12 protein-coding genes and 1 pseudogene are annotated in these 12,808 nt (G+C 34.7%); 8 read left to right on the forward strand and 5 right to left on the reverse strand.

Annotated features, from left to right (window positions below):
• The first annotated feature begins 302 nt into the window (after positions 1-302).
• The 3 genes and pseudogenes from MSG95_RS05120 to MSG95_RS05125 all read left to right on the forward strand — a co-directional run bounded on the left by MSG95_RS05120 (position 303) and on the right by MSG95_RS05125 (position 2,884).
• Positions 303-1,166 (forward strand): hypothetical protein, encoded by an 864-nt coding sequence (locus MSG95_RS05120; RefSeq protein WP_004698707.1) that lies wholly within the window; start codon positions 303-305, stop codon positions 1,164-1,166.
• A gap of 227 nt (positions 1,167-1,393) precedes the next feature.
• A pseudogene (locus tag MSG95_RS18915) lies at positions 1,394-1,465 on the forward strand (hypothetical protein); the annotation flags it as partial.
• A gap of 219 nt (positions 1,466-1,684) precedes the next feature.
• Positions 1,685-2,884, forward strand: coding sequence for a tyrosine-type recombinase/integrase (locus MSG95_RS05125; RefSeq protein WP_086222417.1), 1,200 nt, complete (start codon positions 1,685-1,687; stop codon positions 2,882-2,884).
• Here MSG95_RS05125 and MSG95_RS05130 read toward each other — a convergent pair.
• Positions 2,877-3,098 carry a hypothetical protein gene (locus MSG95_RS05130; protein ID WP_086222416.1) on the reverse strand — a complete coding sequence of 74 codons (222 nt, stop codon included), beginning with the start codon at positions 3,096-3,098 and terminating at the stop codon, positions 2,877-2,879. The genes MSG95_RS05125 and MSG95_RS05130 overlap by 8 nt on opposite strands.
• Positions 3,099-3,310: 212 nt before the next feature.
• Here MSG95_RS05130 and MSG95_RS05135 point away from each other — a divergent pair, with 212 nt between their 5' ends.
• The 3 genes from MSG95_RS05135 to MSG95_RS05145 all read left to right on the forward strand — a co-directional run bounded on the left by MSG95_RS05135 (position 3,311) and on the right by MSG95_RS05145 (position 8,301).
• Complete coding sequence (locus MSG95_RS05135; protein WP_104919098.1) at positions 3,311-4,213, forward strand: hypothetical protein; 903 nt, start codon at positions 3,311-3,313, stop codon at positions 4,211-4,213.
• Positions 4,214-4,540: 327 nt separating this feature from the next.
• Complete coding sequence (locus MSG95_RS05140; RefSeq protein WP_171287836.1) at positions 4,541-6,982, forward strand: hypothetical protein; 2,442 nt, start codon at positions 4,541-4,543, stop codon at positions 6,980-6,982.
• Between the two features lie 383 nt (positions 6,983-7,365).
• Positions 7,366-8,301, forward strand: coding sequence for a YagK/YfjJ domain-containing protein (locus MSG95_RS05145; RefSeq protein ID WP_086222413.1), 936 nt, complete (start codon positions 7,366-7,368; stop codon positions 8,299-8,301).
• Between the two features lie 73 nt (positions 8,302-8,374).
• Here MSG95_RS05145 and MSG95_RS05150 read toward each other — a convergent pair whose 3' ends face one another.
• From MSG95_RS05150 to MSG95_RS05165, 4 genes are read right to left on the reverse strand one after another with little or no spacing between them, the layout of a single operon-like run.
• Entirely contained in the window at positions 8,375-9,037 is a 663-nt protein-coding gene (locus MSG95_RS05150) for a hypothetical protein (RefSeq protein WP_086222412.1), read from the reverse strand.
• Positions 9,038-9,048: 11 nt separating this feature from the next.
• Positions 9,049-9,276, reverse strand: coding sequence for a hypothetical protein (locus MSG95_RS05155; RefSeq protein WP_086222411.1), 228 nt, complete (start codon positions 9,274-9,276; stop codon positions 9,049-9,051).
• Positions 9,277-9,405, reverse strand: a complete 129-nt coding sequence (locus MSG95_RS05160) for a hypothetical protein (RefSeq protein WP_002062302.1) — start codon at positions 9,403-9,405, stop codon at positions 9,277-9,279.
• Between the two features lie 2 nt (positions 9,406-9,407).
• Entirely contained in the window at positions 9,408-9,662 is a 255-nt protein-coding gene (locus tag MSG95_RS05165) for a hypothetical protein (protein WP_324624600.1), read from the reverse strand.
• A gap of 646 nt (positions 9,663-10,308) precedes the next feature.
• On the opposite strand from MSG95_RS05165, the gene MSG95_RS05170 reads away from it, so the two are divergent.
• Both MSG95_RS05170 and MSG95_RS05175 read left to right on the forward strand, forming a co-directional pair.
• Entirely contained in the window at positions 10,309-12,375 is a 2,067-nt protein-coding gene (locus MSG95_RS05170) for a DUF262 domain-containing protein (protein ID WP_086222410.1), read from the forward strand.
• Positions 12,376-12,517: 142 nt separating this feature from the next.
• Positions 12,518-12,805, forward strand: coding sequence for a hypothetical protein (locus tag MSG95_RS05175; protein WP_079267138.1), 288 nt, complete (start codon positions 12,518-12,520; stop codon positions 12,803-12,805).
• Positions 12,806-12,808: the final 3 nt, after the last annotated feature.

The following is a 12,808-nucleotide window of genomic DNA, read 5'->3' on the forward strand; positions in this document are numbered from 1 at the left end:
TTAACTTTGCTATTGTAAAGTATGAAAGCTTAAATAAAACTTATTTTATGATATTTAAAAAATCATATTTATTCAATAGTTTGGTTTATTTTAAAAATTATGAATTTTTATATTTTATTGGCAATAGTTTACTTTTTTAAATAATATTAATTAATCCATTGATTTGTTGAGATAATGAACATAATATCGGATCGTTAAGTATGGGTATACGGAATTTATCCTTTTAGCAAATGAGTGCAAAATGGAAATAGAGGGATGACCCACAGCTTAACTATAAGAAAAACTTTTTATTGAGAATGATTATGTCAAAAAAATTTGAAGACTTTGATAATCCAAGACAAAAAGCATTACAAGGTATGAAAAACAGTATTTCTGCCCAACAGTGGGAAGAAAACTTACAATTTCTCAAACAGTTAAGGAATAGAATTGCACATTTACCAGTAAGTCATCATCCAGCCATTGAAATATTAAATAACGGTTATCTTGATAAACAAACCCTGACACGTATTCATTTAGAATATCGTCATGCCATCGTACAAATTTTTACTGATGCTTTATTACAGGCGCAGTTTCTCACGAAGCAGTTGGAACCAAAGCTTCACTCTGGCGCTAAAATGTTTCCTAGGGTGTTATTAAGCTTAAATATATTGGATGAATTCGGTTTTAGACCGGGTTTAGGTAAAGATAATTATTATTTAGGGAACCCTGAATATGCACATTATCCTTTATATGAAGATTTATTAAATGATTATGGTTTGACTGAGGCAGACCGCCGTAATTATAAACCTTCTAAAATTTCAGATCAGGTAAGAACATTCTTAGAAGATTCTTATGATAGCTATATGAAAGTTGTGGCTTTATTGGCCGTAGCAGAAGAAGAAGTCATTCTTTTTAGCCCACCATTAAGACAAGCAACCAAGTTTGTAAATATTGATGTTGAGGGTGGGGGATATTATCACGTACATGGTGTTTCAACAGATGAAACGGCTGAAGCTGCTGATGATGACCATCAAGACGACTTGTGGTTTGCATTAGCACAAGCGATTACTCCAAGTGACTATGAAAGTTTAACCAAACTATGTCTTGATTATTGTGCATTGTGGACTGAATTTTGGGATGCCCAAATTGCCGATGTTCAATTTATTGAGGAAAAGAAATTGGCATAAGTTTCTAAGTTTATTCATAAAAAGCCTGTTTATATTGAACAGGCTTTTTTAATGGTGAATGCCATGAGTTCTTTAGGGCTTCACGAAAAATATTCCTGACATGAAAACACGGGCAGACAACTCAACAATCTCTAAACAGTACCTATAAATCTGCTACAATTACGCCAATTTTTATTTTGATCGACTTTAGATCTTTGGCACTGCAATCTCCGCAGTAGGTGTATTTCATGAGTTTTAAAGATGAGTTAGCGGCACAGGTCGCTCAACGACGCACATTTGCTATTATTTCCCACCCAAATATTTGATATCTATTCAAGCTCATTCAACCTATTTCAAATATAATAATAAAATTATTGTAAGTGCTGTAAAAATATAAAAATATTGATATTCTTTATCTGACATATCTTTCAACCCCGTTCAATAGATTTCAAGTCTAGTCAGTATGTTTGTGTACATATGTGTGTACATATTTTCTAGAATTAGCTACTTGAAAAAAATATGTACACAGGTGGAGTAAAATGCCTTTAACAGATACTTGGCTTAAGAAGAATCTAGATCGTGAACGTTCAGCTATACATACAGAGCCTGATCAAGATGGATTGAGCGTTCGTGTATCGCGAAAAGGAAAGCTCACTTTTCAGATGCGTTTTCGATATAACGATAAGCAAGCTCGTTTAGACTTGGGAACCTATCCAAATATGAGCCTTAAAGAAGCTCGTATTGAATTGCAGAAAATGAAAGCAATTTTAGAAAAGGGACATGACCCACGTATTCATAAAAAAGTAGAGCTTCACAAGATCACAGAGGCTATAACTTTTGAAGCGTTATTTCGTGAGTGGCATGCGAAATATACTATTCCTAATAAAAAGAATGCAGATCAATATTTGAGATCATTTGAACTTTATGTTTTCCCAAAGTTAGGTAGCATACCTGCTGAGCAAATCACATTACATATGTGGTTAGATTTACTAGAAGAGCAATTTAAACAGTCACCATCGATAACTGATCGCATTCTTACGAATACAAAGCAGTGTTTGGATTGGGGGATCAATCGAAAATTAATTGAGCAAAACCCCATAAGACATATCACGGGAAAACGTGACTTGAATATTAAGAAAAATAAAACTGTTCGAGTATTACAAGATGATGAGTTATCTTTAATTTTTAAAATTTGTGATGAGTCTAGAACATCATTAAGGAATGTTTTATTTCTCAAATTATGTTTGTTTTATGGTAATCGATATAGTGAGTTGAGGCTTGCACGGAAATCAGATTTTGATTTTAGTAAAAATACATGGACAGTACCGTATGAAAATCATAAGACAGGAGAAAGTAAAGGGGACATTGTTCGACCTATTATTGATGAGATCAAACCGTGGCTTCAGTCGGCAATTGATTTGAGTAATTCTGAATACATTTTCCCACATGAAAATGGCAAAGAGCCAATGGGGCGTAGTGGGCCAACAGATACCCCTTATAACTTCATGCAATTTGCAAGGAAGAATTATAAAATTGAAATGGATCATTGGTCTATGCATGATTTACGGCGTACAGCTAGGACAAATTTCAGTGCGTTTACGAGTAGGGATGTTGCGGAACTGATGGTTGGACATGTGATGCCAGGAGAACAGGGGACATATGACTATTATGATTATCAAAAAGAGATGTCTAAAGCTTATAAAAAATGGTGGAAAAAGTTAAGTAATCTGTCTAGCTAGACAGATTACTCATTTGGTTGTTATTGAAATATTTGAGTAGCCATTCATTAAACATTTCTTCATCCCAAAGACTAGAAGAGCCAGCACATTTTTTAATAGGTTGTGGCATCGGTTTTTCGAACATTTTTTGATTAGGTTGTTGGTAACGCCATAATGTTGAAGGAGAGCAATTTTTAAGTTTGTGGCGAATTTCTTTAGATGTTAAGTAGCCCATACCTGTGATCCTTTTGTAGTCATAACAATTAGATGAAAGAACTAATTTCTAGCTTTAAATACAGGTCAGAGAGCAACGCGTATTTTTAAGTGATTAGTTCTGTTTGTTGATGAGGTCACTATAAAATTTAGAAAAGATTTAAAGTAGAGCAGTACGTGCATCTAAAAAAATAGTAGTATTATGCTATCTAATTATCTGTAATTTAATAACTTGTGAACAATAAAAAATTATCAAACGTAGAGCTGCTTGAGCAGGATATATGGTTAAACTTTTGCTACTACTATCAGTGTGAGTTGGATGATGAATCAACTGCAACAGAGAATCAATCATGCATAGATAAAAAAGAGAAAATCATAAAAAGAATGCAGCAGAATGATTTTTCAGTAAATGAGGAGAGAATTTCTTTTGCTGAAATGATGGGGGCTGATTTGAATATTCCCTTCAAACCATCTCAGCTCGCTGAGCTTTTAATACAACTTAATACATTAAGGGTTGAAGTGAATAACTTGCCTGCCAAAATTTTTCAAAGGCAATATTCAGATATCTTAATTGCTTCCGTGCAAATGCTTGGTGGATTGGAGTTTATTCAGAACCCTACACTTGCCAAAAGTGCAAAGGCTATCATTGCAGTCAAAGCTCGTTACGACAAGCATTTATACCCAAGACGTGAAATTATATATCGTATTTTACGGGAACAAGTGGCACGTCGTGGTAAATGGAAGACTTTAAATCAAGCAGTTAATTTTGTGCTTGATGATCTGGTCAAAGCTTTTGAGGAATACGATATTCAGTGGATTAAGTCTGAACTCGTGCTTAAGCAAGAAATGCTCACAAAGTTAGAGCGAGAGTTGTTATCAGTGAAGCAAGATAAAGCTGGTCAAGGCGGTATACGCAGAAAACCAAGAACAGCTTTAACTTCTAAAAAGATAGTAGATTTAAAGAAAGAACTTAATGAGTTGAACCAGATACTCAGGGCAAAATACCCGTCTAAAGAGATGGAAAAACTCAAATATAAGATCCCATATAGTGGTGGGTATATTGCCGAAACCATTATTCATGAGTTGAGAAATCAGCCTGATATATTGAAAGAAATTCTTCATAAAGATAGTTGCTGATATTTTTTATAGGTTAGCTACCTTTGATTTTGATGGTTTCGCCCAGCATATCCACAACACATTTTCGTTATGTATATGCATTTGTAGGAGTGTGATTTTTAGTGAAATGAGTCGAAAAGATATTTTGAGTTATAAGGCGGAAGTAGAGGCTTCTGCTTTTTTTTGCCCCTTCTATTCATGAAACAATAAAATTGAGAATCACTTTATTGAAAATAATATAGAGGATTGTTATCTATAGACGATGAAATAATGTTTTATAGATATATTTTTTTAACTTTACTATACGCTATAATTTAAATAGTACATGTAATAATACATTTTAAAATTATGAAAGAATCAAGATATATAGGCATTTTAGATGATTTTAGTTGGAATAATTTAAAAATTAATGTTGAAGATATATTTTGTATTTTGAAACTTAAAAAATTACAAATGATAGTTTCTTGTGGAGACGATGCGAGTGGTTTTGGTCATACTCAACAGTTGATTGATGAGTTGGAGAAGTTGCAGTATTTGTGGTGTTTGGTTGAGCAACACTCTTCTTTGACTCTAGATCAGTTTAAGCACAATTTAATGCACAGTACGGCAACGAATTGGTTGCTTAAAAGACAAGAAATTGAAAGTTTAAGTTGTGATCTGAATCTAAGGATTTCTCCATATCTTAAGATAGGCGATGGACTTTATTTAATTTTGAATATGCTGAATTTTCTGAAACAATCGTCATCAAATTTAAATCATCATCTGTACTTGTATCCACATTTAAACGGAAATGCGAATACAGTGTTGTCATCAGGTGTAGGTGATGGAAAACATCTTCAGCCTCATTTGTATTGTGAGGTTTTGTTTTGGTTGAAACAATATTTAAGTACGACCAACTATCAGCCGAATTATGTAATTCCTAACTTGGTACATCAAGTCACGAGTGAGCAACTTCTTGATACCCTGTTGGAAAGATATCAATCAGTTTTTTGCCTGACCTTAAATATTCAGCTTCCGTTCAAGTCAAGTGAAATGGATGACTATCATTCGTTCATTCAGGATCGATTGATGCGAATCCCTGAGTTACAGCAGACTATGCAGGGGATTGCAGGATTATTATATATGATGACCAAGGTGGAACATGACTTGGTATCAGGACTAAATCTCAACGTGGTATTGATGCTGAACAATCAAAAAGAACAGCTATCAACCAGGATCATTAAAAAACTCGAATCAGAGTTTAAAAAGATTTTGATTGATCGACCTTTTCATATTCATCCATGGGGGGAACAACTTGCTCAGGGATTGAAAAAAGATCCAATCGATGGGGTAATAAATTCGACCAATCACCGAAAAATAAAAGATTATAAATATTGGATTTTGAATATCTTTAAGCATGTGGATGAGGTTGTTCAGTTTTTATATATCCTCAATAACCAAATTTACCCGATCAATCAATTCTGGTATTCCTCTGAGCTTTTGGGTGACCGTAATTTCCCCCTAGATTTAGCGATGATGGCGCGAAAATCGTTTCAGGATATGGTGCGTTATGAGGATGATAAAATATGGAGTGTGCGTCACCAACCAGTTTTAGCAAGAAATAGGCTTAAGATTTCACAAATTTTCAATCGCGAATTGGCAAATGAGCTAGGAGATTTTCAAGAGTTTATAGCACTCATTCAAAATATAGAAATATTTATGACGACTGTGATGAATACTACAGTTGGTGCATTTGATCTGCCTATTCGACTAGGGAATGTTGAGTTGACTGCTGAAGAAATTGAGCATTCAATCACACGTATAGGTCATCAATTATTATGGATATACAGTCATTTGCCAGATTTGAAATTGTTAAGTATAAGCCCCTACTTATATCGGCTAAATATCAATGTGCAGTTTTTTCTAAAGAATATGAATCTTTGGCAGGTCGAGCAACAATTAGCAGAAAAAACCAGCAAGCAAGGTGCTGAACGATTCAATGCATTGGTCAAGCAACTTCGATCTGACTATCACTCGAATATTAGGCAATCTAAGTTAGATGTTAAAATCTGGAAACAAGTGCAGCATGTAGTAACAGTGGATTTAGACGAAACTACAATTGAAAACAACGAAACGATTGCTGAAATCATTAAATATGTAGACTATGTCCAAGCGGATGATATTGGTGATGAGATTATTACAACGTATGATTATATTGAAGCAAGTTATAAAAAGTGTGGACTACGATTGAATAGCTTGCAGACATATTTGAAAAAATTGCTTAAAAAAGAATGTATTCTTTATCGAGCCCGCTTTGGTCTAGAGTCAAATGGGGCAGAAGTTAATCAGCAGATTTTTTCAAAAAATATTACAGAGATGTTTTTACGTAACCGCAGTAGGGAACCAGTATCTAGTATGACAGGCTATTTTGGAGCATGGCGGGAATATGCTGGACAGCATACTTATCTTGATCTGATTTTAGTTTTTGATGCGAGAAAGTACGAGGAGCTAAAAAGTAAGGATGATTTATTTGGGGAAATGTGGAAAACCCAAATGAATACTGTTCAACAGGATGGATTTAAAACATTATTCGATACAGTTCCTTTGATGCCATCAGTTCCTGAGTTGAATCAGCAATCATTGTTACTTGAAATTGGTGACCAATCTAGACGAAAGCAGGTCTTTGAAGTATTGGTAAATTACTACAGCTTCCTTGAGCTGTATGAGCGACAAGCGACTGTCCGAGTCCCTAAGGTTTTAGTAAAAGGCAGTGTGGCTAAATCTAAAGTTAAAACCAAATCAAAGGCGTAACTTTAGCCTAAGCAAAATCCGATAGATTGGCGATAAGCGTTATGTAGATGAATGATCTTATCGAAACAACAGAACAATATGCTTAACAGGTATCTTATATTATTAACTATAAGTAATATATTAATAATACAAACAATATCTTATCTAGTTAAGTGAGTACAATGAGTTACTTAGTTCAGTATAGCCCATACTCAAATGGGCTATAGACCATATATCAATATCAAATAACTAAAGCAATCTGAATTAACCCTATAGTATGTTCCAAAGTCTATGATCATATTCAGTAGAGCAGGATGACCACAACATCCTGCTACAGAATAATGACTAGTAAAATTTTACATCGCTCACTTAGATATGAACCTTATGTTTCAGTGAGAACCTAAATGTACCAAAACAACCCATTAGAAAATGAATCATCTATCCTTATTTCAATCGAAGATTTTATGATTAGTACATGCCATGAACAATTCGTTGATGATCATGAGGAATTCAAGCGAGAACTGTTAGATGCTGTATGTGCTTTTAAAGTGATTTACAGAGATTACTTTTTTTATTCTAAAATTATCAATGTTTTTAAGAGAGTGATTATTCTCGTAGATTACATCATGGAAAAATTGGATTTCCAGATTTATGAAGATATTATACAGTTTGATATAAATCATATCTTTCATATTCAGGGCATGATTCAGCATGAAATGAAAAGTGCTATTCAAGATATTCATAAATTTCAATACCAAGAACGAAAAAATCAAATTAAACTAGCGCACTATTTGAACAAAATGCTCCATCATTATGCTAGGTTGGTCTTTGTACGAGTTGATGTAGGAATCCTTCAAGAACATCAAGCGAATTGGGATGTTGAAGACTTTCATCGGGCTTTGGAAATACTACGGAATAGAATGTCGAACAAAGATACCTGCTTTCGTTATTTACAGGGCTGCGTTTGGGCATTTGAACAAGGTGCAAAGAAAGGTTATCACTGCCATTTATTGCTTATTTATGATGGCAATATGCGTGATGGCGATGAATGGTTAGGAGAGGAAGTTGGCAAGTATTGGCAACAATCCATTACCAATAATCAAGGTAGCTATTTCAACTGTAACCGAAAAGAGAACAAAGAAAAGTTTGAGGCCAGAGGTTTACTTGGTGTAGGAATGATTCATAGAGAACAACCGAAACAACGTGAGAATGCTTTTCGTGCAGGTCTATATTTGGTAAATCCGAAAAAAGTAGAGCAGCGCTTACGTGCCAAGATATCTGCTAATATGAAGACATTTGGCATCAGTCAGTTTGATGTGGGTTGGCGACGAGATATATAAAGAATAAGTCATTATTATATTGAAAATAGAGAACACGACAATCTAAAGTGTTCTCTATATCCTTAGTCAGATATCAAAATGTGATACTCAAACTCCCTTGATCAGTAATGAGTTCTGCTTCAAGGACTTGATCCCCTTTACATTTTAGTAAATATCTAACAGTTTGACTGTAGTTCAATGTGACAGGTAATTTGCTATAAAAGTCACCTGTGCTAAAACCACAACGCCCACGGTTGATTTTCAAACCTTGTAAGGTAAAAGGCTGTTCATTGGTCGATTGGATTTCAATGAAGTAATCAATTGCCCCAGGCACATTGAATGCAGATTGTGATTCCTGAGCGGTGATTCGTCCTCGTGCACTGATGGCACTCGTTTCAATAGAGGTCTCTTCATCAGGTGGTGTGTCATCGACATTTTGAGTCTGATTCGGATTAAGATCAGATTCCATCATGGCTTTCAGCATATCAGGATATTTATTCCATCCATTGATATAGGATTCTGCTTCCTTCACTTCAGCAGGGAGATAAATGTGTCCATTTTCAACAATGATCTGCATATCCATCAGTCTGGCTTTGACTGCCTCTTCAGTATAAGGGGCATAGATCGAATGAGCATCATGGCTTTCTGACACGGCTGGATTGGTCGTATTTGCTTCATCTGCTTTAGGTGGTGGATTATTTTGACTACATGCCATCAATAAGGAACACAGGGCAATGATAGAGAATAAATTTTTCATGATTGAACCCCTTATAGTTTAGGACGAATAACAACGAACCAAATGAATAATAGGATCAAGATACCACCTACAATTTTACCGATGACTGGAAACATTACTGCAGGCCACACTAAGCCTTGCCCCAAATTGTAAGTAAATGGCTTGTAGTTATACTGTCCCCAAAAGTGTTGATAGATGGCAAAGAAAAAGCCAATCACGAAATAGGCACTAATCAGACCTGTTTTAATATTTGAATTCATTTACTTTCCCCCAATAGCATATTTTGCCAATGCAATAAAAATTCCCATTACGATCATGAAGCCAATGAAGGGTAGTCCTAGTACACAAATCACGGCGATGACACAGATGATGCCTGCAAGTGTTCTCATGGCTATTCCTTCATGCACTGATAGGGAACGTTGACCATATCCATCTGAAAGGATTCAGTTTGTTGAAGGGTGTACAGATTATTTTTAAGACCATCCTCTCCATATTTATCTTCAAGTTTGTCGTAGATGCATGAACAGGTACTGCCATCAATACCACCTGTTTTACAACCACTGATAAATTGACGTTCTGTTTTACTGGCACAGCCTGAAGCCATCAATGCAACAGAGATGAGTGCAATTGAAATTTGAGTTTTCATCATTTCCCCTAATTTTTTATTGTGTTATTTGATGTGTAATAAATTTTGCTTATGTTCTGAAATTTAGGCGAGACAAAGCCTTCCAAAGCTAAACCGCATTTGGATCAGTCATATCAGCAAAGGTTTATGAATGTTGCTAGGGCAACAAGGGGATAGAAAATCGCTTTAGGGAAAACAATAAAGATAGAAAATGCTGAGTCATGGCGACTACTCCTGTATGTATTAAGAAGCTCTACCAACTTACTGCTAAATAATGGTGGCAGAACGAAAAGGGGTTAGCAGACTGGACATACAGAACCAGCACGCGCGAACGCGTCCCCCTCCCGTTCTACCGCAAAGGGGGACGAGAAGGTTTTACGCATAAGGGATACTCAGAAGAATAAACCCTGATGCGCTGTATGAAACGGTCTGCTAAAACCGACTGACGATGTAGGTCAGCAGTTGAATGATAAAATTAAGGGTGGGTTTAGTCAATCAAGCAATATTGGAAAAACAAGTAAAATCAAAGATGGAAGCATATGAAAAAAAGTTTTTGGTAAAATTCTAAGATGGGTATGGATCTATATTAAATCATTTTAATTGCTATAGAATTGGTCCTCATACTTTATGATCATTAAAATGTATATATTTACGTAACGGGGAAAAAATGAAAGGTGAAGCAAAACAATTTCTGAAATTTATTGATGGTTCGGATAAAAGATTTATCATTCCTGTTTACCAGCGTAATTATAGTTGGCAGAACAAACATTGTGCTCAGTTACTTAATGATTTAAAAGGGTTAATTAAAAAGCCTGATGTCCCTCATTTTTTTGGTAGTATTGTTTCAAGCCATATGCAAGGCGGCAAAAGAGAAGATTTTTTAATTATTGATGGGCAACAACGGTTAACGACCATATCAATTTTGTTGATTGCTATTGTGGATTTATTGAAGCATAAAAAAGTTATTCCTAAAGATGATCGTTTAATTGAGAAAATCACCAAAAAACATTTAGTAGATGAGTATCAAGAAGATCAGCGGAAAATAAGATTGAAGCCAATCAAGGATGACTGTAAAGCTTTCGATGCCTTGTTTGGTGATGAATCTGATTTTGTTGACGGTTCTAATGTAACGTCAAATTTTAGATATTTTAGAGACAGAATACTAAATGAAAATATCGACATTGATGATTTGTATGATGCCATTTCACGACTACAAACAATTGATATTTTTTTAGAAAAGGATGATGACCCCCAGCTTATATTTGAAAGCTTGAACTCAACGGGACTTGAACTTGAGGAAGGCGATAAAATCCGAAATTTTATTTTAATGGGGCTTTCTTCTGAATTACAAGAAAAATATTATGAAGCTTTTTGGAACAAAATTGAGAAAAATACTCATTTTAAGGTGAGTGATTTTTTCAAAGATTACTTAACCTTAAAATTAAATCGCACAGTCGTTATTAAAGATATCTATTTTACTTTCAAAGATTATGTGAAAAAAAATAATGATGATATTGAAGCTTTATTACAAGATTTACTGGAGTACTCAAAGCTTTATGCAATCATTTTGAATCCGATGCAATATCAAAACAGTTTTACCGCTGTGTTGGTACGGCTGAGTCAGTTAGAGTTTACCGTTATATTTCCAGTCGTATTGGCAATTCTAAAACGTTGGAATGAAAAAAATCTTACTGATCAAGAGGTCACTGAACTTTTAAGAGTAACGGAAATATTTTTATTTAGACGTTTGATTGTTGGTTTAGCCACTAATGCTTTGTCTAAAATTTTTGCAACTTTAGATAAAGATGTGACTAAGAAAGCACAATCTAGCCAATTGGCATCCTATGCTGAAATTTATAAATATGTGCTGTTAAATAAAGAGGAATCAAGTCGTTTTCCTAATGATGAGGAATTTGAGCAAGCTCTTTTTAGCCGTAACATTTATGCCATGAGTTCGAAAAATAAAGCATATTTATTTAGTTTTCTAGAAAATGAGGAAAGCAAAGAACAAATTAATGTAATTGAAAGAATTAAAGATGGAACATACACCATAGAGCATATCATGCCCCAAACGCTTTCTCCTGTTTGGCAAAAAGAATTGGGTGAAAAATCACAACAGGTTCACGAGCAATGGTTGCATACTCTGCCAAATTTGACATTAACTGGTTATAACAGCAAATATAGTAATCGACCTTTTAAAGATAAATTAGACGTTGAAAATGGATTTAAAGACAGTAATTTGCGTTTGAATCAATATGTAAGAGAATGTCTAAAATGGACGGAAGATGAGCTGGTTGAAAGACAAAGCCGCCTATCAAAGAAATCGCTTAAATTATGGTATTACCCAACAACAAGTTATGCTCCACCTGTAGAGGAAACGAATGAATATTTACTGGAAGATGACTTTGATTTTACAGGATACACTTTAGTATCTTATACCTTGTATGATGTTGAATCTAAAGTACAATCATGGAAAGAAATGCAGATAGATGTCGTAAAATATTTATTAGAACAACACACAACGAAAATTATGAGTTTATGTGCTGATCAAAAGTTTTATGATCTTTCCTTGCTTGAAACGACAAATAATTTTACTGAAATCAGTAGGTCGGTTTTCTTATACACAAATTGTTCAACGAGAACCAAAATAAATATTCTTAAAAAAATATTTGAGCAGTGTGATGTTGAGCAATCTGAATTAAGTTTTTTAATAAAAAAGGATAGTAATGTTTAAAATTTTGAATGATTCCAAATAATTTCAGATACATAACATCCTAGTGAGAATCATGAAGATCTTTTGAGATCACATGAAAATATGAAAACAAAGCCTGCCTTCGAGCAGGCTTTTTTGTGCCCAAAATTTAAGGAGTTGAGCCATGAGCTTGAGCTGTCCCTTTTGTCATTCAACGAATGTGATATTGGTTGAAGCAAGTACACAACAATCAAATAAAACCTTAACCAATTTGGTCACACCGACCACATTGGGTGCATTGGGAACAACAGTCGCAAAGTCTTTCAATCTACCACCGATTGTCGGTGGAATCGCAGGAACAGTATTGGGCAGTGTGTTGAACTCATTCACTGAACCAAGCGCACTACCACCACAGAATTTGTGCTTCTGCCACAACTGCTACCAAAAATTTCCAACGCATCTTCTGCACTAGATA

The organism is Acinetobacter sp. IK23 (assembly GCF_035615275.1).
In the GTDB taxonomy this organism is placed as follows: domain Bacteria; phylum Pseudomonadota; class Gammaproteobacteria; order Pseudomonadales; family Moraxellaceae; genus Acinetobacter; species Acinetobacter seifertii.

Coding starts and splice junctions, on each gene's coding strand:
- MSG95_RS05175 (WP_079267138.1), top strand. CDS start 12,518: ATGAGCTTGAGCTGTCCCTTTTGTCATTCAACGAATGTGATATTGGTT.
- MSG95_RS05155 (WP_086222411.1), bottom strand. CDS start 9,276: ATGAATTCAAATATTAAAACAGGTCTGATTAGTGCCTATTTCGTGATT.
- MSG95_RS05150 (WP_086222412.1), bottom strand. CDS start 9,037: ATGAAAAATTTATTCTCTATCATTGCCCTGTGTTCCTTATTGATGGCA.
- MSG95_RS05125 (WP_086222417.1), top strand. CDS start 1,685: ATGCCTTTAACAGATACTTGGCTTAAGAAGAATCTAGATCGTGAACGT.
- MSG95_RS05170 (WP_086222410.1), top strand. CDS start 10,309: ATGAAAGGTGAAGCAAAACAATTTCTGAAATTTATTGATGGTTCGGAT.
- MSG95_RS05165 (WP_324624600.1), bottom strand. CDS start 9,662: ATGAAAACTCAAATTTCAATTGCACTCATCTCTGTTGCATTGATGGCT.
- MSG95_RS05140 (WP_171287836.1), top strand. CDS start 4,541: ATGAAAGAATCAAGATATATAGGCATTTTAGATGATTTTAGTTGGAAT.
- MSG95_RS05120 (WP_004698707.1), top strand. CDS start 303: ATGTCAAAAAAATTTGAAGACTTTGATAATCCAAGACAAAAAGCATTA.
- MSG95_RS05145 (WP_086222413.1), top strand. CDS start 7,366: ATGTACCAAAACAACCCATTAGAAAATGAATCATCTATCCTTATTTCA.
- MSG95_RS05160 (WP_002062302.1), bottom strand. CDS start 9,405: ATGAGAACACTTGCAGGCATCATCTGTGTCATCGCCGTGATTTGTGTA.
- MSG95_RS05130 (WP_086222416.1), bottom strand. CDS start 3,098: ATGGGCTACTTAACATCTAAAGAAATTCGCCACAAACTTAAAAATTGC.